The organism is Pseudomonas asiatica, from assembly GCF_009932335.1.
Lineage (GTDB): Bacteria > Pseudomonadota > Gammaproteobacteria > Pseudomonadales > Pseudomonadaceae > Aquipseudomonas > Aquipseudomonas asiatica.
On record NZ_BLJF01000001.1, the window covers coordinates 3,995,394 to 4,018,472 of the forward strand.

Here is a 23,079-nt window from a genome sequence, read left to right on the forward strand (position 1 = left end):
GTCGGGGAAATCAGCCTTCGATAACGGCGAGGATTTCGTTCTCGGCCATTACCAGCAGGTCTTCGCCATCGACTTTCACGGTGTTGCTGCCCGAGTAAGGGCCGAAAACCACTTTGTCACCCACTTTCACGGCCAGTGCGCGAACTTCGCCGTTGTCCAGGATGCGACCGGTGCCGACGGCGACGACTTCGCCGCGGTTTGGTTTTTCAGCGGCCGAACCCGGCAGGACGATACCGCCAGCGGTTTTCGATTCTTCTTCGCTGCGACGGATAACGACGCGGTCATGCAGAGGACGAAGCTTCATTGTCGATCTCTCCCAAATTGTGGTTTTCATCGGCCGGTGTCGACACCGGCGGGTTGTTGCTGTCCGGCGTTGCCGGGGTGGCCCGCAATGGGCGAACCACCTGAGTTATGCCTGGTGTTGCCACCAGAAACCTTGCGGTGACCACTACATGAGGCCGCCATATTCAATTACAAGGCTTGCTTCAGAAAATTTTTCATTAGCGCCTTGGCCCCGCAAAAAGCTGGGGCCGCAAAGCGGCCCCCGGTTATTACTTGTCGCGGCGCTCGTACTCGCCTTCGATCACATTCGGCCTATGCCCGCCATCACTCGGCCGGGCCTGGAACGGGTCGTCCTGGAAGGCGCGCTGTCGCATGGCCTGGGCCTCGGCACGCTCGCGCATCTTGCGCGCGGCCAGGTGACGGGTGAATGGCAGCAGGCAGAGCAAGCCCAGCACGTCGCTGATGAAACCTGGCAGCAACAGCAGGCCACCACCAACGGCCAGCATCATGCCCTGAAACATGTCCTCGGCGGGCAGTTCGCCACGCTGCAGGCTTTCACGGGCGCGCAGTGCGGTTGCCAGCCCGGCCACGCGCATCACCAGCACACCCAGGGCGGAGCCGGCGATGATCAGCAGCAGTGCTGGGAAGAAACCGATGGCGGCACTGACCTTCACGAAGACGAACAGCTCCAGCACGGGAAACAGGAGAAACAGCAGTAGAAAAGCACGCATCAAAGCATTCCTCGTCGGAAGAGAACCTTCCTGTAAGACCAACAGATGGATGCGTGCGCTCGGGTTTTCAACCCTCGACTTCCGTCGCAACCGGCCACTGGTCGGCGCGAGCCAGCAAAACCAGGGCTTCGCGGACTTGTGTCGGCGTGTTGCAAGTACTTGGGAAGGGCAACCAGTGCACCGCCTGGCCGATACGCAGGTGCATGCCTTCGCTGTCTACCCCGACCATCTGCGCTGGCGCATGGCTTGGCAGCTCGGTCAGTTGCACATAGTGGGCGATGGCGTTGGCGTGGTCGCTGTTCATATGCTCGACCATGCTTGCCTCGGCTTTACCGGCGAACGGGTTGGCCAGAGTTACCTGGTCAAGCCAGTGGATCGCGCCGAAGCCGCCGATGTAGCGGTGGCGCACCGGCTGCAGCACCCAGAAGTCGAAGTCGTGGGCCTTGTGGTAGTTGGCCGCGTCCGGGAAATAGCGGTAGTAACGCTCTGCGGCAGCCTCGATGGCGGCCTCCTCCACCAGCTTGTGCGCCTCGGCCATCACCGTCAGGCGCCCCACGGCCTGCACGTCCTCGGCTTCGCGCTCACCTACCAGCAGCGAGCACTTGGGATCCTTCTGCAGGTTGTGCGTGTGCTGGGCGATGCGGCTGATGAGGATCAACGGGTTGCCCTGGGCGTCCAGGCAGTACGGCACGACCGAGCCGAAGGGGTAGCCGGGCATCGACTTGGAATGGGTCGAGAGCACGCCGCGGTATTCCTTGAGCAGCAGCTCCCGGGCGGGACGGATGGCATTGGTACTCACTTGGGGGCGGCTCCTGATATCGGGCTGGATGGGACAAGATAAGCATTATCAGATCCAGTGCCAATGGGGCTGCTTTGCAGCCCATCGCGACACAAGGCCGCTCCTACAAGGGATCGCGTACATCCTGTGTCGCGATGGGCCGCAAAGATTTACCAGGTAACGCCGAAGCCTGCGGTATAGCGGGTCTTGTCCAGGTCACTCTCACGGGTACCGGTGATGATGTCCTTCTCCGCCTTGAGGTTGAGCGAGGCCCATTCAGTGACCTTGTAGCGCAGGCCAACCTCGGCATCCAGCGCATAGTCGGCCACGCCACCCAGCGGCTTGGCGAACTCGCCGTTGGTGAACAGCTGCACGTTCTTGCCAATCAGGTAGCGGGTGTAGTCCCACTTCACCGCCGCAGAATAGAAGTTGTCCTTGGCGCCATCCTGGTATTCAAAGTCGGTGCGGTTGATCAGCGACCCCAGCGAAAACGCGCCCAGTTCGTTGTCCCAGAACTGGTAACCCGGGCCGGTACCCACGGTGCGCTGGCGAGCAAGGTCTTCGATGCGGTCGCGCTTGTACTCCATGCGCCCTTGCCAGAACCACTTCTCGGTGAGGAAGCGGTCCAGGGCATACTCGGCACTCCAGTTGTCTGTGGTGGTGACGTCGTCCTTGGTCTCGCGGTTGTATTCGCCTTCGGCATTGTGCCGCCAGCGGCCATGGCGGGCGCTGGTCTTGAAGCCGACGTCGTAGTCGTCGGTGTCGTTCTCGGCGCGCTTGTAGTCCAGCGCCACGTCGACGTTGCCCTTCCACACGAAATCCTCGACCAGGGGCTTGGGCTTCATGATCTGCTCAATGCTGGCCAGCTCCACGGTCTTTGGCGCCTCGCCATTGGCCAAGGTCACCTTGCCGGGCTCGGCGGCCTTCAGCGCCTTGGCGCGCTCACCGCTGTAGGCGTCCTGCTTGACCAGCATCTCCTGGTCGCTCTCCAGGGTCTGGACCTCTTTCCAGTCCAGGGCGATGGAACCGCCATAGGGGGTTTCCAGCAGCAGCTTGCCGCCGTCGAAGACTTTGATCTTGCCGCTGAGCCGGTCACCGTTCTTCATCCATACGGTGTCGGCGAACACCGGGGAGGCGCATAGGGAAGCAGCAAGCAGGCACAACAAGGATCTAGAATACATAAGCGGGCTATGATTTTCGGACTACAGGTTCGATTTGGCGAAAAAAGCCGGGCATTATCCGGATAACGACGACCAGAGCAAGAAAAGACCGGGAGCATGCCGTTGAGTTCAACTCTCATTTGCCAGACCGCCGGTCCGGTTTCATCTGCAGCCCAGAGGGGGCCTGATGTCTGACGGATATGAGCACGCCCTCGACTCCGCCGAGGGCCGACGGACGGTGCTGTATTCGGTACTTGGCCAAGTTCCGGCCGGCAAGGTGGTCAGCTATGGCCAACTGGCCGAACTGGCAGGGCTTGGGCGGGCGGCACGCTGGGTCGGACGTACCCTCGGGCAACTGCCCGCGGACACTCGCCTGCCCTGGCACCGGGTGCTCGGCGCAGGCGGCCGCCTGAGCCTGGCACTGGGTACCCCGTCTGGGGATGAACAACGGGCGCGCCTGCGTGCGGAGGGTGTAAATGTAACCAACAATCGTGTGGATATGACGCGCCATGGCTGGCGCCCGATGGAGCACAGCGGTTAGAGTGCGCGCTTTGTTTTCGCAAACTTGAGGCAGATGTTGGCCCATGCCCCGTAAAACCTGGCGCGCTGCGCTTGCTGCCTATGCCAGCCCGTCAACCTTGGTACTTTTGCTGCTCGGCTTCGCCGCCGGTCTGCCCTATATGCTGGTGTTCTCCACCCTTTCGGTGTGGTTGCGCGAAGCTGGCGTGGCCCGCGAGACCATTGGTTACGCCAGCCTGATCGGCCTGGCGTACGCCTTCAAGTGGGTGTGGTCGCCACTGCTCGACCAATGGCGCCTGCCGCTGCTCGGCAGCCTGGGGCGCCGGCGTTCGTGGTTGCTGCTGTCGCAAGCGCTGGTGGTGATCGGGCTGGTCGGCATGAGCCTGTGCGACCCGCAGCAGCATCTGTCTTGGCTGATCGCCCTGGCGGTGTTGGTGGCCTTCGCTTCGGCCACCCAGGACATCGCGGTCGATGCCTACCGCCTGGAAATCGCCGACGACCAGCGCCAGGCTGCACTCGCCGCCAGCTATATGGCCGGCTACCGCGTGGCGGCCCTGCTGGCCACGGCTGGTGCCCTGTTCTTCGCCGAGTGGTTCGGCTCCACTGGCTTCAGCTACCTGCACAAGGCCTGGGCCGGCACCTACGTCATGTTCGCGGTGATGATGCTGCCCGCCGTGTTCACCACCCTGATCATGCGCGAACCGCCCGTACCCATGCGTACCCAGCTGTCGGCAGCGCGCTATGGGCTGGTGCACCAGCTGGCCTCGGTGTTCGTGCTGATAATCTTGCTGGTATCGGTACCGGCCAGCTTCACCCAGATGTTCAATACCGGCTGGTCCAGCGTCATCTCCGGTGATGCAACGCCACTGGACCTGCTGCTGGAAGACCGCGCCTTCCTGCGCCTGATCCTCTATGTGCTGCTGACATGGGCGTGCCTGTCGAGCCTGGGCCGTCGCGGCCTCGCGCCGGTGCTGACCCCGGTCAACGACTTCATCGCCCGCTACCGCTGGCAGGCCCTGCTGTTGCTCGGCCTGATCGCCACCTATCGCATGTCGGACACGGTAATGGGCGTGATGGCCAACGTGTTCTACATCGACATGGGCTTCACCAAGGACCAGATCGCCAGCGTCAGCAAGATCTTCGGCCTGATCATGACCCTGGTCGGCGCCGGTGTTGGCGGCCTGCTGATCGTGCGCTTCGGCATCATGCCGATCCTGTTCATCGGCGGTGCGGCCTCCGCGGGCACCAACATTCTGTTCCTGATGCTGGCCGACATGGGCCCGAACTTGCAAATGCTGGTGGTGACCATCTCGCTGGACAACTTCAGCTCCGGCCTGGCCACCTCGGCCTTCGTTGCCTACCTGTCGAGCCTGACCAACCTGAAGTTCTCGGCTACCCAGTACGCGTTGCTCAGCTCGATCATGCTGCTGTTGCCAAGGCTGATCGGGGGTTATTCGGGGGTCATGGTGGAGAAATTCGGTTACCACGACTTCTTCCTGATCACTGCCCTCCTTGGCGTGCCGACCCTGATCCTGATTGCCCTGCAGTGGCGCCAGGAGGCCGGGCCGGGCAAACCGGTTGCAGAGGAAGGTTCGGCGGCCGAGCGGCCCTGACAGTTTTGTATTGCCTGTACCGGCCTCTTCGCAGCACAAGGCTGCTCCTACAGATACACCACAGCTCTGTAGGAGCAGCCTTGTGCTGCGAAGAGGCCGGTACAGGCAATAAAGTTTACTGAGCAACAGCCCCCTCACCAGGCCTTCCACCCACCACAAACCACAGCGGCCACAGCGCCAAGGCCCCCGCCACACCCGCCGCCAGGGCAAAGTGCAGCAAGCTGGTCCCGGCCCCAATCATCGCCAGCAGCGCCCCACCCAACCCCAGCAAGGCAATGGTGATCATCCCCAGCATGGCCGAGACCAGGCCCTTGCTCTGCTCGCTGGCGAACAGCGTCATGCGATACAGCACCGCGTTGGCCACGCCCAACCCCAGCGCGTACAGCGACATGCCCGCCACCACGCTGGTCACACTCGGCCAGTACCATGTCGCCAGTCCCATCAGGCACAGGCCGGCCAGGTATGGCCACAATGCACCACGCACCAGCGCCGCCAACGGATAGCGATCGGCAATGCGGTTGATGATCAGGTTGCCCAGGATCAGCCCGCCAAACACCGGCAACTGCCACAAGGCGTACTCCATGGTGCTCAGCCCCTCGTCGTGGATCAGCAGCACCGGCGACAGGCCGATCCAGCCAATCAGCGGCAGACCGACCAGGCCCAGGGCCGCGCTGCCAGCGACAAAGCGGCGGTTGCCCAGCAACTGGCCGTAGCCGGCCAGCAGTGGCAGCAGGTGGATCGGCGTGAATGCCAGGCGCGAGCCGTCACGGCGCTCCACGCCCAAGGTCTCCGGCATCAGCCGGTACAGCAGCAGCCAGGCCACAACCGCGCCAATGGCGAAGGCCACGAACAGCCAACGCCAGTCCAGCCACTGCAACAGCAAGGTGCCCACCAACGGCCCGAGCAAAGGCGAGAGCAAGGCGATATTGGCCAGCAGGGCCATCATGCGCACGGCGTCGGCTTCGCTGAAGGCTTCGTTCAGGGCCGGGTAGCTGACCGTGACCACAAACCCCAGGCCGATGCCTTGCAGCAGGCGCAGCAAGTTGAACAGGCCGATGTCGTGGACCCAGAAGGTGGCCAGGCAGGCCAGGCCGAAGAACGCGCAGCCGATCAGCAGCAACGGGCGCCGGCCATAGCGGTCGGCCAACGGGCCGATCAGCCATTGCAGCACCACGCCCCCCAGCAGGTACAGGTTGAGGGCGTGGGGAATGTATTCGGGGCTGGCATCCAGGTCGCCGACCACCACCGGCATGGCCGGCATGACGGCATCGCTGGCCAGGTAGGTGAGCAGCTCGAACAGGGCCAGGGTCAGGCCGAACAGCAAGGCACGCAGGGGGGTGATGTACAGCAGTGGTTTCATGATGGCGTATCGGGTGTGGCAGGTGGGGTCAGGCTATATGCCAGAAATGGCGGGGTATTGCTGTGAACAAGTGTAAAAAGTCGGGGCCGCTTCGCGCCCCATCGCCGGCAAGCCAGCTCCCACAGGGACACAGGCCTGAAGACTGTGATAACCCTGTGGGAGCTGGCTTGCCGGCGATGGGGCGCGAAGCGGCCCCGGCTTCAACGCGGTATTACTGCGCTGCAGTCTCCTGCACCACGCGAATCACCCGCTGCGGGAACGGAATGTCGATCCCTTCGGCCTTCAACCGGTCACGCGCATGCTCGTTGAGCATGAACATCACATCCCAGTAATCGGCGGTCTTGGTCCACAAGCGCAAGGACACTGTGATCGAGCTGTCGCCCAGGGTCGCGACCACCGCCTGCGGCGCCGGGTCGGGCAGCACGCGCGGGTCCTGCGCCAGCTCCAGCAGCACGTTGCGGGCCTTCTGCAGGTCGGCCTCGTAGTCCACGCCCACATCGAACACCACCTTGCGCGTCGGCTGGCGGTTGGTGTTGGTGATGATGCCGTTGGACAGGCTGCCGTTGGGCATGATCACCGTCTTGTTGTCACCAGTGCGCAGCACGGTGTGGAAGATCTGGATGCTGTCGACGGTGCCGGCCACGCCTTGCGCCTCGATCCAGTCACCGATGCGGAACGGGCGAAACATCAGGATCAGCACACCGCCGGCGAAGTTCGCCAGGCTGCCCTGCAAGGCCAGGCCGATGGCCAGGCCCGCGGCACCGATGGCGGCAACGAACGAGGTGGTCTCGATACCGATCATCGACGCCACGCTGACGAACAGCAGCACCTTCAGCACGATATTCGACAAGGTGCTGATGAAGCCCTGCAGCGCCAGGTCGGCGTTGCGCAGGCCAACCAGCTTGCCCAGGCGGGCGCTGACCTTGTTGATGATCCACCAGCCGACCGCCAAGGTCAGCAGCGCCAGCAGCACACGGCTGCCATATTCCATGATCAAGGGGATCCAGGTCTGGGATTGGCGGACCAGCTGATCGACTTCAGCGTTCAAATCCATATTCATCTCCTGATGCCGAGCGGCAAGTACACGGTAGAACTGGCCACGCGCGATGGCGCAGCCCCGGTCCCCATGGACATCATTTGGCCATCGGGGTTCCGGGCGATGCCCACATCAGTCGCGGAAGTTGTTGAACTGCAATGGCATGTCGAATTCCTTGGTACGCAGCAGCGCAATGGCTTCCTGCAGGTCGTCGCGCTTTTTGCCGGTAACGCGTACCTGCTCGCCCTGGATGGCGGCCTGCACTTTCAGCTTGGCATCCTTGATGGTGGCGACGATCTTCTTCGCCAGATCCTTGTCGATACCTTCGCGGAACTTGGCTTCCTGTTTCTTTTCCTTGCCCGAGGCGTACGGGTCCTTGGTTTCCAGGCACTTCACGTCGATCTTGCGCTTGACCAGCGCCAGGCGCAGGATTTCCAACATCGCTTCGAGCTGGAACTCTTCCTCGGCGGTGAGCATCACGGTCTGCTCTTTGTCCTTGAACTCGAAGGTGCCCTTGCCCTTGAGGTCGTAGCGACGGTCCAGGTCCTTGATGGCGTTGTCGACCGCGTTCTGCACTTCGTGCTTGTCCAGTTCCGATACCACGTCGAACGAAGGCATGGTTGTTCTCCCAAAATAAAAGCGCGCTCAGGCTGAAGATGGAGCGCGCTGGGTTTGACGGTTAAAATGCGGGCTCATTATAACGGGTTGCGAAACGCATATGAGCAGCACCTGGCATATTCTCGGCGCCGGTAGCCTGGGCAGCCTGTGGGCTTGCCGCCTGGCGCGCGCGGGCAAGGCAGTGCGCCTGATCCTGCGTGACGGGCAGCGGCTGCAGGCCTACCAGCAGGCCGGCGGCCTGACCCTGGTCGAACAGGACCAGTCCCGCCACTACGCCATCCCCGCCGAAACCGCGCAGGCACGCGGCCCGATCCATCGCCTGCTGGTGGCCTGCAAGGCCTACGACGCCGCCCCGGCCATCGCCGGCGTGGCACCTCGCCTGGCCGAAGACGCTGAGGTGGTTCTGCTGCAGAACGGCCTGGGCAGCCAGGACGAGGTCGCCGACCTGGTGCCCCATGCACGCTGCATCTTCGCCTCCAGTACCGAAGGCGCATTCCGCGAGGGAGATTGGCAGGTACGCTTTGCCGGCCACGGCTTCAACTGGCTGGGTGACCCACGCAACCCGACGATCCCGGCCTGGTTCGATGACCTGCATCAGGCTGGCATCCCTGCCGAGTGGACGGTGGATATCCTCACCCGCCTGTGGCGCAAGCTGGCACTCAATTGCGCCATCAACCCGCTGACCGTGCTGCACGACTGCCAGAACGGCGGGCTGCTGGGGCACCTGGGCGAAGTGGATGCGCTGTGCGCCGAGCTGGCCCAACTGCTGCACCGCTGTGGCCAGCCAGAAGCGGCAGACGGGCTGAACGAAGAAGTGCAGCGGGTGATCCTCGCCACTGCGGCCAACTACTCTTCCATGTACCAGGATGTACGCGCAGGCCGCCGCACCGAGGTGCACTACCTGCTTGGCCATGCCTGCCGCGCCGCCGGCCGTCATGGCCTGCAGCTGCCAGAGCTGGAACGCCTGCTGCAGCACTTGGTCGATAACCTGCGTGTGCGTGGTTTGCCCTGCGACTGACGCAGCCCTTTCAACCGGATACGGATATTGCCTAGCCCATGACCTTGCGCCAACGCCTGGAAAACCTCCCGGTCGGGCAGAAGCTGCTGGCGGCCCTGCTGGTGTTGCTGGTGACCATCCTGTTGGTGGCCAACCTCACCTTCATCAGCGCCGCCTACTGGATCACCCAGGAAAGCATGGCGCCACAGGCGCTGCACACCATCGGCCGGCTGGTGGCCAACCCGCAACTGGCAGCGCGCGCCGGCGATACACCGGACACCGCCAGCGCCCTGCTGAAGGAGCTGGACAGCTACACGCCGCTGCGCGCCGCTGCCGTCTACGGTGGCGATGGCCGCATGTTGGCGCAGCTGCAGCACGGCGAGCCGCTGGCACTGCCCAAGCGTTTTCGCAACATCGACGGCTGGCGCCTGATGGAGTTTCGCAGCACCCAGCTGATCCGCATGCCACGTGACGCCAACCCGCCCGCACACCTGCTGCTGGTGGCCAGCAGTGAACTGCCCACGGCTTTCTACACCGGCACCCTCAGCGCCAGCCTGGGCATCCTGGTGTTCAGCATCCTTCTGTGGATCGTCATAGCCCGACAGATAAAACGCCTGATCACCCAGCCGATCAACCAGCTCGAAGAGCTCAGCCGCCAGGTCACCCGCGAAGAGAGCTATGCCTTGCGTGCGCAGCGCGGTAACGACGACGAAATCGGCAGCCTGGCCGAAGCGTTCAACACCATGCTCTCGCGCATCGAAGCCCGCGAACAGCAACTCAAGCGCACCCGCGACGAGTTTCAGGAGGCCTACGACCAGGCCCAGGGCCTGGCCGAGGAAACCCGCCACACCAACCGCAAGCTGGAACTGGAAGTTCAGGTGCGCAGCAAGATCGAGAAAAAACTCACCGGCTTCCAGAACTACCTCAACAGCATCATCGACTCGATGCCCTCGGCACTGATCGCCCTCGATGAGCAGCTCTACGTGACCCAATGGAACCACGAAGCCACGGTACTTTCCGGCACGCCTCTGGACGAGGCGCTGAATCAGCCGATCTTCATTGCCTTCGAACCGCTCAAGCCGTTCCTGCCGCAACTGAAGGAAACAGTGGAAAAGCACCGGGTGGCGAAGATCGAACGGGTCACCTGGCCCAAGGGTGACGACCTGCGCCACTACGCCCTGACCTTCTACCCGCTGACCGGTGGCGGCGGCCGTGGCGTTGTCATCCGTATCGACGACATCACCCAGCGCCTGTCGCTGGAAGAAATGATGGTGCAATCGGAAAAGATGCTTTCGGTCGGCGGCCTGGCCGCCGGCATGGCCCACGAGATCAACAATCCGCTGGGCGCGATCCTGCATAACGTGCAGAACATCCGCCGGCGCCTGTCACCAGAACTGCCGCGCAATCAGGAACAGGCAGAGGAGCTGGGCATCGACCTGCCCACGGTCAACCGCTACCTGGAGAGCCGCGAAGTGCCACAATTGCTCGACGGCATCCAGCAGGCCGGTGCCCGGGCAGCGAAGATCGTCACCCACATGCTCAGCTTCAGCCGCCGCAGCAACCGTCAGCTGGCGCCGTGCGACCTGCCGGCGCTGATCGATCAGGCGGTGGAGATTGCCAGCAACGACTTCGACCTGGCCATAGGCTTCGATTTCAAGGGCCAGGCCATCGTGCGTCAGTTCGACCCCGACCTGGGGCCGGTGCCGTGCACCGCCAACGAATTGGAGCAGGTGCTGCTCAACCTGCTGAAAAACGCGGCCCAGGCCATCCACCAGCGGCCGCAGCCGAGCGAGCCCGGGCGCATCACTCTGCGTACCCGCTTGAGCCCGCCATGGGCGGAAATCCAGGTCGAGGACAACGGCGTCGGCATGCCCGAAGGGGTGCGCAAGCGCACCTTCGAGCCGTTCTTCACCACCAAGGAAATCGGCCAGGGTACCGGGCTGGGGCTGTCGGTCTCGTACTTCATCATCACCAACAACCACAAGGGCCAGATGGAAGTGCAGTCCACGCCCGGCCAGGGCACCTGCTTCACCCTGCGCTTGCCCCTTGGCCAGCCGGCAGCGGTGGCGCCGGCCAAAATGGAGAAATGACATGGGCTACCGCCTGTCGAAGATCTACACCCGCACCGGCGACAAAGGCGAAACCGGCCTGGGCGATGGGCGCCGGGTGCCCAAGGATCACCCGCGGATCGAGGCGATTGGCGAGGTGGACAGCCTGAACAGCCAGCTGGGTTTGCTGCTGGCGGGGCTGGCCGAACAAGGGCTGGATGAAGTGAGCGCGGTTTTGGCGCCGTGCCAGCACCGCCTGTTCGACCTGGGCGGTGAGCTGGCGATGCCCAGTTATCAGGCGTTGGACCTGGCGGAGGTGGCGCGGCTTGAGGCAGCGATCGATGTGTGGAATGAAGAGCTGGGGCCGTTGAAAAACTTTATCTTGCCCAGTGGCTCGGCGCTGGTGGCGCAGGCGCATGTGTGCCGGAGCCTGGCGCGCAGTGCGGAGCGGCGGTGCCAGCAGCTGAATGCGCTGGAGCCGTTGGCGGGGGTTGGGTTGGCGTATATCAACCGGCTTTCGGATCTGCTGTTTGTGGCGGCGCGGATCATTGGGCGGCGGCAGGGGGTGGCTGAGGTTTTGTGGCAACCTGCTGAAAAGCCTAAAGGCTGAAAGTGCCGGGGCTGCTTTGCAGCCCGTCGCGACACAAGGCCGCTCCTACAGGGGGGTCGCGATTCATTCAGGATTACGCGATTCCTTTGTAGGAGCGGCCTTGTGTCGCGATGGGCCGCAAAGCGGCCCCAATTTCAGGCGGCTCAGATCTCAGGCCAGAACGCCCGGATCCCGGCCACACCCTGTGCCCCTGCTTCCCAGGCCTGCTCGCGCTCACCCGGCCCTACCCCACCCAACAGGTAGACCGGCTTGTTGAACCCGGCAATCAAACGTTGCGCCTCGTCCCACCCCAGCGGCACCGCCTCAGGATGTGTCCGGGTTGCCTGCACCGGCGACAAAGTGACAAAGTCCACGCCCATCTGCTCCGCCAGCGCCAGCTCTTCGGCACTGTGGCAGGACGCCGCCAGCCAGCGCTCCTTGGGGAACGGCCGGCCGTTGGCGGCATACTTGCGCAGTTGTGCAGCCGTCAGGTGCCAACCCGCGGCTGGGAAGTCACCCAGCCACTCCAGCGGCCCCTTGAGCATCAGCTGCGCCTTGCCCGCGCAAAGGCCGACCGCATCCACCGCCACATCGCGATACTTGGGATCGTACATGTCCGGGGCACGCAACTGGATCAGGCGAATGCCACTTGCCACTGCCTTCTGGATGCCCTTGAGCATCTGCGGCACTTCCAGGCCATCGGGGGTGACCAGGTACTGATCCGGCAGGCGCGCGGCTGCAACGATCGGCTTGTTGGCCTCGGGGAATTCGTATTGGGGCAAATCGCGTGGAGCAACCCATTCCAGCGGCTGCCCTTCGGCGCCATGCGGCTCGCCGGTGAATGCCTCGACTTCGCGCACATCCAGCAGCACCTGCTTGTCCGGGTAATCGTGGCTGACCTTGATCAGCGCGCGCGAACGACTCACCTCGATACCCAGCTCCTCTCGCAGCTCGCGGGCCAGCGCCGCCTCGACGCCCTCACCCTCTTCTACCTTGCCGCCCGGGAATTCCCACAGACCGCCCTGGTGCTGGGTATCGGCGCGCCGCGCGATCAGAATACGGCCGTCAGTACCGCGAATGACAGCAGCTACAACATGAATCCGTTTCACCCTTCACGCTCCGCCAGGCCAGCCTTTTGCCAGGCCTGGAAGGCTGGCCACTGATAAATGGTCTCGATATAAGTCGCCGCCTCCGCAGGCACTTCCACACGGTAGGTGCGCAGGCGCACCGCCACCGGGGCGAAGAAGGCATCAGCCAGGCTCGGCCTGCCGAACAGGAACGGGCCGCTGTCCTTGGCCGCAAGGCGACATTCCGACCACAGTGCAACGATACGGTCGATATCGATTTGAACCTCCAGCGGCACGCTGTCCAGCGCCTGGTCGCGCGACAGGTCGAACGGCATCGCGCCGCGCAGGGCGAAGAAGCCGCTGTGCATCTGCGCGCAGGCCGAACGGGCCTGGGCCCGGGCCGCCACGTCGGCAGGCCACAGCTGCGCGTCGGGGTGGCGTTCGTTGAGGTATTCGGCAATGGCCAGCGAGTCGGCGATCACACCGTGCTCTGTCTTGAGCAGCGGTACCTTGCCAGTAGCCGAGAAGGCGAGGATGCGCTGACGGGTGTCAGGCTGGTTCAGCTTGATCAGTGTTTCTTCGTAAGGCACGCCAGCCAGCTCGAGGGCCAGGGCGCCACGCAGCGACCAGGAGGAATACAGCTTGTCGCCGATGATCAGGTGATAGCTCATGGTTCGGCTCCATCGTTTGGGAATTCTGGGGCTGCTTTGCAGCCCTTTCGCGACACAAGGCCGCTCCCACATGGGGCGGTGTAAGCAGGTGCTTGTGGGAGCGGCCTTGTGTCGCGATCGGGCCGCAAAGCGGCCCCAGCTACATCAGGTACGGTACTCGGCGTTGATCTTCACGTACTCGTGGGACAGGTCGGTGGTCCAGATGGTTTCGCTGCACTGGCCACGGCCCAGCTCGATACGGATGGTGATCTCTTCCTGGGCCATAACCTTGGCACCCTGGTCTTCGGTGTAGCTCGGGCTACGGCCGCCTTTGCTGGCAATGCAAACGCTGTCCAGGTACACATCAATCAGGCTCACGTCCAGCTCCGGTACGCCGGCACGGCCGACGGCGGCGAGGATACGGCCCCAGTTGGGGTCGGAAGCGAACAGCGCAGTCTTGATCAGCGGCGAGTGGGCCACGGCGTAGCCGACGTCCAGGCATTCCTGGTGGTTGCCACCGCCGTTGACCTGTACGGTAACGAACTTGGTGGCGCCTTCGCCGTCACGGACGATGGCCTGGGCCACTTCCATGCACACTTCGAACACTGCCTTCTTCAGCGCTTCGAACAGTGCGCCGCTGGCTTCGGTGACTTCCGGCAGGTTGGCCTTGCCAGTGGCAATCAGCATGCAGCAGTCGTTGGTCGAGGTGTCGCCATCGATGGTGATGCGGTTGAACGACTTGTTGGCGCCGTCCAGCATCAGGTCCTTGAGCACCGCCGGGGCAACCTTGGCGTCGGTGGCGATGTAGCCGAGCATGGTGGCCATGTTCGGGCGGATCATGCCTGCACCCTTGCTGATGCCGGTGACGGTAACCGTCACGCCATCGTGCTGGAACTGGCGGCTGCCCCCCTTGGGCAGGGTGTCGGTGGTCATGATGCCGGTGGCAGCTTCAGCCCAGTGGTTTTCCGACAGGTTGTCGAGGGCGGCCTGCAGTGCGCCTTCGATCTTCTCGACCGGCAGCGGCTCGCCGATCACGCCGGTGGAGAATGGCAGTACCGACTCGGCCGGTACGCCGGCCAGTTCGGCCAGCTTGGCGCAGGTGCGCTCGGCGGCGGCCAGGCCTGGCGCGCCGGTGCCGGCGTTGGCGTTACCAGTGTTGGTCAGCAGATAGCGCACGGTGCCCTGCACACGCTGCTTGGACAGGATCACCGGCGCTGCGCAGAAGGCGTTGAGGGTGAACACACCAGCCACGCTGGAGCCTTCGGCGCAGCGCATGACCACCACATCCTTGCGCCCCGGGCGCTTGATGCCGGCAGAAGCGATGCCGAGTTCAAAACCCGGAACCGGGTGCAGGGTGGGCAAAGGACCAAGACCAACAGCCATTAGAGCGCTCCTAGAAAATACGGTGAACAGGTGATGGAAGAGCGGGGCCGCTTCGCGCCCCATTCGCGGCACAAGGCCGCTCCTACAAGGACATCGCAACCATTGGGGCGGGCGCGGTCCCTGTAGGAGCGGCCTTGTGCCGCGAATGGGCCGCAAAGCGGCCCCGGATGTTTCAGGTTACAACAGCCTGGTCAGATCACTCGATCTGCCCGTGGCAATGCTTGAACTTCTTGCCCGAACCACACCAGCACGGCTCGTTGCGGCCCAGCTTCTGCTCGTTGCGCACCGGTGCCGAGGCAACAGCCACTTCGGCGCCCTCCTCGTTCAGCTGCTCGCTTTCCAGGCCCGGAGCAGCGGCATGCTGGAACTGCATGCGGCTGGCCAGTTCCTCGGCCTCGCGGCGCAGGCGGGCTTCCTCTTCGACCGGGTCTTCGCGGCGTACCTGAACGTGCGACAGCACGCGGATGGTGTCGCGCTTGATCGACTCGAGCAGCTCCTGGAACAGGCTGAAGGATTCGCGCTTGTACTCCTGCTTCGGGTTTTTCTGCGCATAACCACGCAGGTGGATACCGTGACGCAGGTGGTCCATGGTCGACAGGTGGTCTTTCCACAGGTCATCCAGCACACGCAGCAGGATCTGCTTCTCGAAGGTACGCAGGGCTTCGATACCGGCCTGGTCTTCCTTCTCGGTGTACGCGGTGGTGATTTCGTTCAGCAGCTTCTCGCGCAGGGTCTCTTCGTAGAGGTGATCGTCCTCGTCGAGCCACTGCTGGATCGGCAGCTTCATGGCGAAATCGCTGGCCAGCGAAGCCTCCAGGCCGGCCACGTCCCACTGTTCCGGCAGCGACTGCGGCGGAATGTGCTGGCTGATGGTAGCGTCCAGGACTTCCTTGCGGAATTCGACGATGGTGTCGCCGATGTTCTCGGCGGCCAGCAGGCTGTTGCGCATGTGGTAGATCACCTTGCGCTGCTCGTTGGCCACGTCGTCGTATTCCAGCAACTGCTTGCGGATGTCGAAGTTGCGGCCTTCGACCTTGCGCTGGGCCTTCTCGATGGCGTTGGTGACCATGCGGTGCTCGATGGCCTCGCCGGACTGCATGCCCAGCGCTTTCATGAAGTTCTTCACCCGGTCAGAGGCGAAGATACGCATCAGGCTGTCTTCCAGCGACAGGTAGAAGCGGCTGGAGCCCGGGTCGCCCTGACGGCCGGAACGGCCACGCAGCTGGTTGTCGATACGGCGCGATTCGTGGCGCTCGGAAGCGATCACGTGCAGGCCACCCGACTCGATCACCTGCTGGTGACGTTTCTGCCAGTCGGCCTTGATCTGGGCGATCTGCTCGGCGGTCGGGTTTTCCAGGGCTGCCACTTCGGCTTCCCAGTTACCGCCCAGCAGAATGTCGGTACCACGGCCGGCCATGTTGGTGGCGATGGTCAGGGCACCTGGCGCACCGGCTTGCGCGATGATCTCGGCTTCCTTCTCGTGGTACTTGGCGTTGAGCACCTTGTGGTCGATACCTTCCTTCTTCAGGAGGTTGGACATGTGCTCGGAGGTTTCGATGGTCGCAGTACCCACCAGCACCGGGCGACCCTGCTTCATGCTTTCTTTGATGTCGGCGATGATCGCGGCGTATTTCTCGTCGGCGGTCAGGTACACCAGGTCGTTGAAGTCTTTACGTGCCAACGGTTTGTTCGGCGGAATGACCATCACGTTGAGACCATAGATCGACTGGAACTCGAACGCTTCGGTGTCAGCGGTACCGGTCATGCCGGACAGCTTGGTGTACAGGCGGAAGTAGTTCTGGAAGGTAGTCGAAGCCAGGGTCTGGCTCTCGGCCTGGATGTTCAGGTTCTCTTTGGCTTCGATGGCCTGGTGCAAGCCTTCGGACAGACGACGGCCTGGCATGGTACGGCCGGTGTGCTCGTCGATCAGCAGGACCTGGCCGTCCTGGACGATGTATTCGATGTTGCGGTGGAACAGCTTGTGCGCGCGCAGGCCAGCATAGACGTGGGTCAGCAGGCTCAGGTTATGCGCCGAATACAGGCTCTCGCCCTCGGCCAGCAGGCCGGACTGGGTGAGCATCTCTTCGATGAACTGGTGACCGGCTTCGTTCAGCTCGACCTGACGGCTCTTTTCGTCAATGGTGAAGTGGCCTTCCTGGGTGACCTGGCCTTCCACCTCCTCGATGTGCTGGGTAAGGCGCGGGATCAGACGGTTGATCTCGATGTACAGCTTGGAGCTGTCCTCGGCCTGGCCGGAAATGATCAGCGGGGTACGCGCTTCGTCGATGAGGATGGAGTCGACTTCGTCGATCACGGCGAAGTTCAGTTCACGCTGGAACTTCTCTTCCTGGCTGAACGCCATGTTGTCGCGCAGGTAGTCGAAACCGAATTCGTTGTTGGTGCCGTAGGTGATGTCGGACGCGTAGGCGGCACGCTTTTCTTCCGGCGGCTGGAAGGCCGAGACGATGCCGACCGACAGGCCGAGGAACTCGTACAGCGGGCGCATCCAGTTGGCGTCGCGGCGGGCCAGGTAGTCGTTGACGGTGACCACGTGCACGCCCTTGCCGGACAATGCGTTGAGGTACACGGCCAGGGTACCGACCAAGGTCTTGCCTTCACCGGTACGCATTTCTGCGATCATGCCCTCGTGCAGGGTCATGCCACCGATCAGCTGCACGTCGAAGTGGCGCATGCCCATCACGCGCTTGCCGGCCTCACGGGCCACGGCGAAGGCTTCAGGCAGCAACTGGTCCAGTGTCTCGCCTTTGGCCAGGCGCTCCTTGAACTCTGCGGTCTTGCCCCGCAGTTGCTCGTCGGAGAGGGCCACCATCTTCTCTTCGAGAGCATTGACGATGTTCACCGTCTTGAGCATGCGTTTGACTTCACGCTCGTTCTTGCTTCCAAAAAGTTTCTTTAACAAAGGCGCAAACATATCGGCAGGATCTTCCACACGTAGGGATGGAGGGCGGCCCCATGAGTCGCCCGTGCAGCCCTGAGGCCGCATGCGAACGAGCATTCTACCCGGAAACGATGGTGAGGAAAGTGGTGGATTTCCACGATGCTTGGACAGCGTTTTGGCGGGGGCTTGTTTTAGATAGGGGCATTTTCCCTGAGTTCAAGGTTCGGGAAGATGAAACGTATCGAGAATGAGTCTTGTCCTTGGTTGCCTGTGTCGGCCTCTTCGCGGGCTTGCCCGCTCCCACAAGATCACCACAGGTCTCAAGTGTTGCGTAATACCTGTGGGAGCGGGCAAGCCCGCGAAGAGGCCGGCACAGGCTACAAGAGGTGTTAAACTGCCGATCTTGTAACCTCATGCACATACCCATGGCCTACAAACCCTCCCCCGCCCAGCCGCCCTCGGCCCTGCTCCGCCAGGTCCGCCCGCTGCGCCTGCTGCTGAACCAGGCCGAACGCCTGGAGCACCTGCAGCGCCTGCTGGAAAGCCAGCTGCAACCGGCCGCCCGCGAGCACTGCCATGTGGCGTCGTGGCGCGATGGCACATTGTTGCTGGTGGTGACCGACGGCCATTGGGCAACCCGCCTGCGCTATCAGCAGAAACGCTTGATCTCTGCATTACAGGCCATGGAGGCATTCGCCAACCTCAGGCGCATCCTGTACAAGGTCCAGCCCCCGCCGGTGCCAGCCAAGCGTGGCGGCAATGCCGCAGAACTGTCCAATAACGCAGCCGAGAGCCTGCGCGATACCGCCGAGGGCATCACTGACCCCAAGCTGCGCGCAGCACTGGAACGATTGGCCGCCCACGCCCGGGACAAGCCATAAAAAAGGCCACCCGAAGGTGGCCTTAATGAACTAGAGAGTGTTCGAACTTACACGGCCGCAACAGGGCGCATGTACGAGATCGGTGCCGTGCTGGCATCTTCGAAGGTGACCACTTCCCAGGCATCGGTTTCGGCAATCAGCTTGCGCAACAGCTGGTTGTTCAGCGCGTGGCCGGACTTGTAGCCCTTGAACTCGCCGATCAGGCTGTTGCCCAGCAGATAAAGGTCGCCAATGGCGTCGAGGATCTTGTGCTTGACGAATTCGTCATCGGAACGAAGGCCGTCTTCGTTGAGCACACCGGTCTCGTCGACCACGATGGCGTTCTCGACACTGCCACCCAGCGCAAGGTTGTGCTTGCGCAGGTACTCGATGTCACGCATGAAGCCGAAGGTACGGGCGCGGCTGACTTCCTTCACGAACGAGGTGCTGGAGAAGTCGACGACCGCACTCTGGGTCTGGCCCTTGAGGACCGGATGATCGAAGTCGATCTCGAAGCTCACCTTGAAGCCGTCGAAAGGCAGGAAAGTGGCGCGCTTGTCGCCCTCTTCCACGGTTACCTCACGCAGGATGCGGATGAACTTCTTGGCTGCGTCCTGTTCTTCCAGGCCGGCAGACTGAATCAGAAATACAAAGGGTCCGGCGCTGCCATCCATGATCGGCACTTCCGAGGCGGAGAGCTCGACGTAGGCGTTATCGATGCCCAGGCCCGCCATGGCGGAGAGCAGGTGCTCGACCGTATCGACCTTGACGTCACCGTTGACCAGCGTCGTCGACATGGTTGTCTCGCCGACGTTGGCCGCGCGCGCCGGGATTTCGACCACAGGGTCGAGGTCGGCGCGGCGGAAGACGATGCCGGTGTCAACAGGTGCAGGCTTGAGGGTCAGGTAAACCTTCTCCCCGGAGTGCAGACCGACACCTGTGGCACGGATGGTATTCTTCAGGGTGCGTTGTTTAATCATGGCATTGGCCGCTTCAGCGCAAATTGCGAACAGGTATCAACAAAGGCTGGGGATGATAACAGACCCAACCTTTGATGAATACCAATCACCTTTATACCCCTGATAAATTCCATTAATCAGCCTGACGACGCAGGAATGCCGGGATATCGAGGTAGTCCAGGTCATCCTGAGGGTTCAGTTTAGCGGCTGCAGCAGCACCTGCATGAGCCTGGTTGCGCATTACGGTCGGGCGCTCCAGGTCACGGTAGTTGACCGCAGGCTGCTCTTGGCGAACCGGCGCCGGGTTGGAGGCCTCGTACACCTGCTGGGCAGTCTGCAGGGTGTTGTCGACCACCTTCACAGGCTTCTCGATGCGCGCGCCCAGGCCAGTAGCCACCACGGTCACGTGCAGCTCGTCACGCATGTCCGGGTCGATCACGGTGCCGACCTTGACCATGGCGTGGTCGGAGGCGAAGGCTTCGATGATGCTACCCACATCGGAGTACTCACCCAGCGACAGGTCAGGGCCTGCGGTGATGTTCACCAGGATGCCGCGGGCGCCCTGCAGGTTGACGTCTTCCAGCAGCGGGTTGCGGATCGCTGCCTCGGTGGCTTCACGCGCACGGTTCGGGCCGCTGGCACAGCCAGTACCCATCATGGCCATGCCCATTTCACCCATCACGGTACGCACGTCGGCGAAGTCGACGTTGATCATGCCCGGGCGCTTGATGATATCGGAGATACCGCGCACGGCACCGGCCAGTACGTCGTCGGCCTTGGCGAAGGCAGACAGCAGGCTGGCATCCTTGCCCAGGATGGTCAGCAGCTTCTCGTTGGGGATGGTGATCAACGAGTCGACGCTTTCGGCCAGCATGCGGATGCCTTCATCGGCGATCTGCATGCGCTTGCGGCCTTCGAACGGGAACGGACGGGTCACCACGGCAACGGTGAGAATGCCCATTTCCTTGGCCACTTCGGCGATGATCGGCGCTGCACCGGTACCGGTACCGCCACCCATGCCAGTGGTGATGAACACCATGTTGGTGCCCTGCAGCACTTCAGCGATGCGCTCACGGTCTTCCAGCGCGGCCTGACGGCCGACTTCCGGATTGGCACCGGCACCCAGGCCCTTGGTCACACCAGTACCCAATTGCAGGATGGTGCGCGCGCCGATGTTCTTCAGCGCCTGGGCATCGGTGTTGGCGCAGATGAATTCCACGCCTTCGATGCTGCTCTTGACCATGTGGTTGACGGCGTTGCCGCCACCACCGCCAACACCGATCACTTTGATGACCGGGCTTTGCGGGACGTTGTCTACGAGCTCGAACATTTTCCCTCTCCTTACAGTTCTCTAGTTGTCGCGCCTACCACTACTGCTTTGAAACTTAGAAATTGCCCTGGACCCAGCGCTTGAAGCGTTCAAGCACTGGAGCCTTCGGTTCATCGCCATAGCTGTTGTTGCTGCTGTTACCGGTCAGGGGCAGGTCTTCGGTCTGCTTCTGCAGGCCGTAGGTGAGCAAGCCCACGCCGGTGGAATAGATCGGGTTGCGAACCACGTCGCTGAGCCCCCGAACGCTGTGCGGTACGCCCAGGCGTACCGGCATGTGGAAGATTTCCTCGGCCAGTTCCACGGCGCCTTCCATCTTCGCGGTGCCGCCGGTGAGAACGATGCCGGCCGGCACCAGGTCCTCGTAGCCACTGCGGCGCAGTTCGGCCTGGATCAGGGTGAAGAGCTCGTCGTAACGTGGCTCCACCACCTCGGCCAGGGCCTGGCGCGACAGCTCGCGCGGTGGGCGATCGCCCACGCTCGGCACCTTGATGGTCTCGCCGGCGCCAGCCAGTTTGGCCAAGGCGCAGGCGTAGCGGATCTTGATTTCTTCGGCGTACTGGGTCGGAGTACGCAGCGCCATGGCGATGTCGTTGGTCACCTGGTCGCCGGCAATCGGGATCACCGCGGTGTGACGGATCGCGCCCTCGGTGAAGATGGCGATGTCGGTAGTGCCACCGCCGATGTCCACCAGGCACACGCCCAGCTCTTTTTCATCGTCGGTCAGCACCGAGTAGGCCGAGGCCAGCTGCTCGAGGATGATGTCGTCGATTTCCAGGCCGCAACGGCGTACGCACTTCTCGATGTTCTGCGCCGCGTTGACCGCGCAGGTGACCACGTGGACCTTGGCTTCCAGACGTACGCCAGACATGCCCAGCGGCTCGCGCACGCCTTCCTGGTTGTCGATCACGTAGTCCTGCGGCAGGGTGTGCAGCACGCGCTGGTCGGCCGGGATGGCAACGGCCTGGGCGGCGTCGAGTACGCGCTCCAGGTCGGCCAGGCTGACCTCGCGGTCGCGGATGGCGACGATGCCGTGGGAGTTCAGGCTGCGGATGTGGTTGCCGGCCACGCCGACGAAGGCCGAGTGGATGCGGCAGCCGGCCATCAGCTGCGCTTCTTCCACGGCGCGCTGGATCGACTGCACGGTGGACTCGATGTTCACCACCACGCCTTTTTTCAGGCCGCGGGACGGATGAGTACCGATCCCGACGATTTCCAGGGTGCCGTCCTCGCCCACTTCACCCACCAGCGCCACCACCTTGGAGGTGCCGATGTCCAGCCCGACGATCATTTTGCCGCTATGCGCGTTTGCCATGGTCCTGCCTCTCTCTAATTCTTCGCAACGGCGGGTTGGGCCGTCGTCGGTGCAATCGGTTCCCGCCAACCAACGGCAAGTCCGTTGGAGTAACGCAGATCAATGCGGGCGATAGTGGTGATCTGGTCTTTGAGTGTCTTGTCGTAAATGGCAATGAAACGGCGCATCTTCTCCACCAGATGGTCGCGCCCCAGCAGCAGCTCGATGCCCGGCCCGGCGCTGCTCGCGCCCGTGGTCAGGAACCAGCTGCCTCGCTCGCGCAGCTCCAGGCGAGCGATGGAAAAGCCCAGGGGGCGCAGCATCTGGCTCAATACCTGATACTGCTGCATGACTTGTTGCTGAGCACGCTGCGGCCCGGCCAGCTGCGGCAGGTGCTCGTAGTTGGCCAGTTCGCGCGGGGTGAAGGCCTGGCCCTGGTTGTTGAGCAAGGCTTCGTCACCCCAGCGCGCTACCGGCAACTGTTCTTCCAGGCGGATCACCACCTCGTCGGGCCACACCCGGCGCACTTCGGCGTGGGCGATCCACGGCATCTGCTCGAGCTCTGCGCGCATCGCCGGCAGGTCGACACTGAAGAAGCTCGCTGCCACATAGGGCGCGATACGCTGCTGCACCGACTGCTGGCTGATGTAGCTGAGGTCGCCCTGCACGTCGATCTTGGTGATCGGCCGGTCCGCATACGGCATCAGGCGAATGGCGCCCTCGTAGGCGCCAAACCCGGCCGCCACCAGCAGCACCGGCCACAGCAGGCGCTTGAGACCACCCAGGCTTGGCCGCGGCAGGCGCGCCGATACGGGCTCGTCGGCCACCAGACGGCTGGCACCACGCGGCACCGGCTTGCTACGGCCGGTAACGGGTTGCTGCTGACGTATCATCGCGCCTTGCATGGTT

At 63.0% G+C, this 23,079-nt stretch carries 21 protein-coding genes; 6 read left to right on the plus strand and 15 right to left on the minus strand.

Annotated features, from left to right (window positions below; translation table 11 throughout):
• Positions 1–10: 10 nt before the first annotated feature.
• From GYA95_RS18510 to GYA95_RS18525, 4 genes are all read right to left on the minus strand, one after another.
• Positions 11–304 carry a co-chaperone GroES gene (locus GYA95_RS18510; protein ID WP_003260750.1) on the minus strand — a complete coding sequence of 98 codons (294 nt, stop codon included), beginning with the start codon at positions 302–304 and terminating at the stop codon, positions 11–13.
• A 247-nt stretch (positions 305–551) separates the two neighbouring features.
• Positions 552–1,013: an FxsA family protein gene (locus tag GYA95_RS18515; protein WP_015271694.1), complete on the minus strand. Its 462-nt coding sequence runs from the start codon at positions 1,011–1,013 to the stop codon at positions 552–554.
• Positions 1,014–1,080: 67 nt separating this feature from the next.
• Complete coding sequence (locus GYA95_RS18520; protein ID WP_015271695.1) at positions 1,081–1,812, minus strand: HugZ family pyridoxamine 5'-phosphate oxidase; 732 nt, start codon at positions 1,810–1,812, stop codon at positions 1,081–1,083.
• A gap of 149 nt (positions 1,813–1,961) precedes the next feature.
• Positions 1,962–2,972 (minus strand): DUF481 domain-containing protein, encoded by a 1,011-nt coding sequence (locus GYA95_RS18525; protein WP_043935899.1) that lies wholly within the window; start codon positions 2,970–2,972, stop codon positions 1,962–1,964.
• A 166-nt stretch (positions 2,973–3,138) separates the two neighbouring features.
• Here GYA95_RS18525 and GYA95_RS18530 point away from each other — a divergent pair, with 166 nt between their 5' ends.
• Together GYA95_RS18530 and GYA95_RS18535 are read left to right on the plus strand one after the other, a co-directional pair.
• Complete coding sequence (locus GYA95_RS18530; protein ID WP_003260756.1) at positions 3,139–3,492, plus strand: MGMT family protein; 354 nt, start codon at positions 3,139–3,141, stop codon at positions 3,490–3,492.
• 43 nt (positions 3,493–3,535) lie between these two features.
• Positions 3,536–5,083, plus strand: coding sequence for an AmpG family muropeptide MFS transporter (locus GYA95_RS18535; protein ID WP_013974096.1), 1,548 nt, complete (start codon positions 3,536–3,538; stop codon positions 5,081–5,083).
• A gap of 115 nt (positions 5,084–5,198) precedes the next feature.
• Here GYA95_RS18535 and GYA95_RS18540 read toward each other — a convergent pair whose 3' ends face one another.
• From GYA95_RS18540 to GYA95_RS18550, 3 genes are all read right to left on the minus strand, one after another.
• Positions 5,199–6,443, minus strand: a complete 1,245-nt coding sequence (locus tag GYA95_RS18540) for an MFS transporter (RefSeq protein ID WP_015271697.1) — start codon at positions 6,441–6,443, stop codon at positions 5,199–5,201.
• Positions 6,444–6,654: 211 nt separating this feature from the next.
• Complete coding sequence (locus GYA95_RS18545) at positions 6,655–7,497, minus strand: mechanosensitive ion channel family protein (protein WP_015271698.1); 843 nt, start codon at positions 7,495–7,497, stop codon at positions 6,655–6,657.
• Between the two features lie 114 nt (positions 7,498–7,611).
• Positions 7,612–8,097 carry a YajQ family cyclic di-GMP-binding protein gene (locus GYA95_RS18550; protein WP_013974099.1) on the minus strand — a complete coding sequence of 162 codons (486 nt, stop codon included), beginning with the start codon at positions 8,095–8,097 and terminating at the stop codon, positions 7,612–7,614.
• 100 nt (positions 8,098–8,197) lie between these two features.
• Here GYA95_RS18550 and GYA95_RS18555 point away from each other — a divergent pair, with 100 nt between their 5' ends.
• The 3 genes from GYA95_RS18555 to GYA95_RS18565 are packed head-to-tail and all read left to right on the plus strand — an operon-like array spanning position 8,198 to position 11,752.
• Positions 8,198–9,115 carry a putative 2-dehydropantoate 2-reductase gene (locus GYA95_RS18555; protein WP_015271699.1) on the plus strand — a complete coding sequence of 306 codons (918 nt, stop codon included), beginning with the start codon at positions 8,198–8,200 and terminating at the stop codon, positions 9,113–9,115.
• A gap of 38 nt (positions 9,116–9,153) precedes the next feature.
• Positions 9,154–11,184, plus strand: coding sequence for a sensor histidine kinase (locus GYA95_RS18560; protein ID WP_013974101.1), 2,031 nt, complete (start codon positions 9,154–9,156; stop codon positions 11,182–11,184).
• Position 11,185: 1 nt separating this feature from the next.
• On the plus strand, positions 11,186–11,752 hold the full coding sequence (locus GYA95_RS18565; RefSeq protein WP_015271700.1) for a cob(I)yrinic acid a,c-diamide adenosyltransferase: 567 nt from the start codon (positions 11,186–11,188) through the stop codon (positions 11,750–11,752).
• A gap of 143 nt (positions 11,753–11,895) precedes the next feature.
• On the opposite strand, the gene GYA95_RS18570 is transcribed toward GYA95_RS18565, so the two are convergent.
• From GYA95_RS18570 to secA, 4 genes are all read right to left on the minus strand, one after another.
• Positions 11,896–12,840, minus strand: a complete 945-nt coding sequence (locus GYA95_RS18570) for a Nudix family hydrolase (protein WP_015271701.1) — start codon at positions 12,838–12,840, stop codon at positions 11,896–11,898.
• The gene (locus GYA95_RS18575) at positions 12,837–13,469 is read right to left on the minus strand and encodes a glutathione S-transferase family protein (protein WP_015271702.1); all 633 of its coding nucleotides are present in this window, start codon (positions 13,467–13,469) and stop codon (positions 12,837–12,839) included. The genes GYA95_RS18570 and GYA95_RS18575 overlap by 4 nt, the downstream gene beginning before the upstream one ends.
• Before the next feature lie 144 nt (positions 13,470–13,613).
• Entirely contained in the window at positions 13,614–14,831 is a 1,218-nt protein-coding gene (gene argJ / locus GYA95_RS18580; protein ID WP_015271703.1) for a bifunctional glutamate N-acetyltransferase/amino-acid acetyltransferase ArgJ, read from the minus strand.
• Positions 14,832–15,027: 196 nt separating this feature from the next.
• Complete coding sequence (gene secA / locus GYA95_RS18585) at positions 15,028–17,763, minus strand: preprotein translocase subunit SecA (protein WP_015271704.1); 2,736 nt, start codon at positions 17,761–17,763, stop codon at positions 15,028–15,030.
• A 392-nt stretch (positions 17,764–18,155) separates the two neighbouring features.
• On the opposite strand from secA, the gene GYA95_RS18590 reads away from it, so the two are divergent.
• On the plus strand, positions 18,156–18,611 hold the full coding sequence (locus GYA95_RS18590) for a DUF721 domain-containing protein (RefSeq protein WP_161551460.1): 456 nt from the start codon (positions 18,156–18,158) through the stop codon (positions 18,609–18,611).
• A 47-nt stretch (positions 18,612–18,658) separates the two neighbouring features.
• Here the strand turns inward: GYA95_RS18590 and lpxC are convergent, their stop codons facing one another.
• The 4 genes from lpxC to GYA95_RS18610 all read right to left on the minus strand — a co-directional run bounded on the left by lpxC (position 18,659) and on the right by GYA95_RS18610 (position 23,075).
• Positions 18,659–19,570, minus strand: a complete 912-nt coding sequence (gene lpxC, locus GYA95_RS18595; RefSeq protein ID WP_003260771.1) for a UDP-3-O-acyl-N-acetylglucosamine deacetylase — start codon at positions 19,568–19,570, stop codon at positions 18,659–18,661.
• Between the two features lie 112 nt (positions 19,571–19,682).
• Positions 19,683–20,879 (minus strand): cell division protein FtsZ, encoded by a 1,197-nt coding sequence (ftsZ, locus tag GYA95_RS18600; RefSeq protein ID WP_003260772.1) that lies wholly within the window; start codon positions 20,877–20,879, stop codon positions 19,683–19,685.
• A 55-nt stretch (positions 20,880–20,934) separates the two neighbouring features.
• Entirely contained in the window at positions 20,935–22,191 is a 1,257-nt protein-coding gene (gene ftsA, locus GYA95_RS18605; RefSeq protein WP_015271706.1) for a cell division protein FtsA, read from the minus strand.
• Positions 22,192–22,205: 14 nt separating this feature from the next.
• Positions 22,206–23,075 carry a cell division protein FtsQ/DivIB gene (locus GYA95_RS18610; protein WP_012274056.1) on the minus strand — a complete coding sequence of 290 codons (870 nt, stop codon included), beginning with the start codon at positions 23,073–23,075 and terminating at the stop codon, positions 22,206–22,208.
• Between the last annotated feature and the right edge of the window lie 4 nt (positions 23,076–23,079).

Excerpts from the sequence above, each read along its gene's own strand:
- GYA95_RS18510 (WP_003260750.1), bottom strand. The coding sequence starts at position 304 with ATGAAGCTTCGTCCTCTGCATGACCGCGTCGTTATCCGTCGCAGCGAA.
- GYA95_RS18515 (WP_015271694.1), bottom strand. The coding sequence starts at position 1,013 with ATGCGTGCTTTTCTACTGCTGTTTCTCCTGTTTCCCGTGCTGGAGCTG.
- GYA95_RS18525 (WP_043935899.1), bottom strand. The coding sequence starts at position 2,972 with ATGTATTCTAGATCCTTGTTGTGCCTGCTTGCTGCTTCCCTATGCGCC.
- GYA95_RS18530 (WP_003260756.1), top strand. The coding sequence starts at position 3,139 with ATGTCTGACGGATATGAGCACGCCCTCGACTCCGCCGAGGGCCGACGG.
- GYA95_RS18535 (WP_013974096.1), top strand. The coding sequence starts at position 3,536 with ATGCCCCGTAAAACCTGGCGCGCTGCGCTTGCTGCCTATGCCAGCCCG.
- GYA95_RS18540 (WP_015271697.1), bottom strand. The coding sequence starts at position 6,443 with ATGAAACCACTGCTGTACATCACCCCCCTGCGTGCCTTGCTGTTCGGC.
- GYA95_RS18545 (WP_015271698.1), bottom strand. The coding sequence starts at position 7,497 with ATGGATTTGAACGCTGAAGTCGATCAGCTGGTCCGCCAATCCCAGACC.
- GYA95_RS18550 (WP_013974099.1), bottom strand. The coding sequence starts at position 8,097 with ATGCCTTCGTTCGACGTGGTATCGGAACTGGACAAGCACGAAGTGCAG.
- GYA95_RS18555 (WP_015271699.1), top strand. The coding sequence starts at position 8,198 with ATGAGCAGCACCTGGCATATTCTCGGCGCCGGTAGCCTGGGCAGCCTG.
- GYA95_RS18560 (WP_013974101.1), top strand. The coding sequence starts at position 9,154 with ATGACCTTGCGCCAACGCCTGGAAAACCTCCCGGTCGGGCAGAAGCTG.
- GYA95_RS18565 (WP_015271700.1), top strand. The coding sequence starts at position 11,186 with ATGGGCTACCGCCTGTCGAAGATCTACACCCGCACCGGCGACAAAGGC.
- GYA95_RS18575 (WP_015271702.1), bottom strand. The coding sequence starts at position 13,469 with ATGAGCTATCACCTGATCATCGGCGACAAGCTGTATTCCTCCTGGTCG.
- argJ (WP_015271703.1), bottom strand. The coding sequence starts at position 14,831 with ATGGCTGTTGGTCTTGGTCCTTTGCCCACCCTGCACCCGGTTCCGGGT.
- secA (WP_015271704.1), bottom strand. The coding sequence starts at position 17,763 with ATGTTTGCGCCTTTGTTAAAGAAACTTTTTGGAAGCAAGAACGAGCGT.
- GYA95_RS18590 (WP_161551460.1), top strand. The coding sequence starts at position 18,156 with ATGGCCTACAAACCCTCCCCCGCCCAGCCGCCCTCGGCCCTGCTCCGC.
- lpxC (WP_003260771.1), bottom strand. The coding sequence starts at position 19,570 with ATGATTAAACAACGCACCCTGAAGAATACCATCCGTGCCACAGGTGTC.
- ftsZ (WP_003260772.1), bottom strand. The coding sequence starts at position 20,879 with ATGTTCGAGCTCGTAGACAACGTCCCGCAAAGCCCGGTCATCAAAGTG.
- ftsA (WP_015271706.1), bottom strand. The coding sequence starts at position 22,191 with ATGGCAAACGCGCATAGCGGCAAAATGATCGTCGGGCTGGACATCGGC.
- GYA95_RS18610 (WP_012274056.1), bottom strand. The coding sequence starts at position 23,075 with ATGCAAGGCGCGATGATACGTCAGCAGCAACCCGTTACCGGCCGTAGC.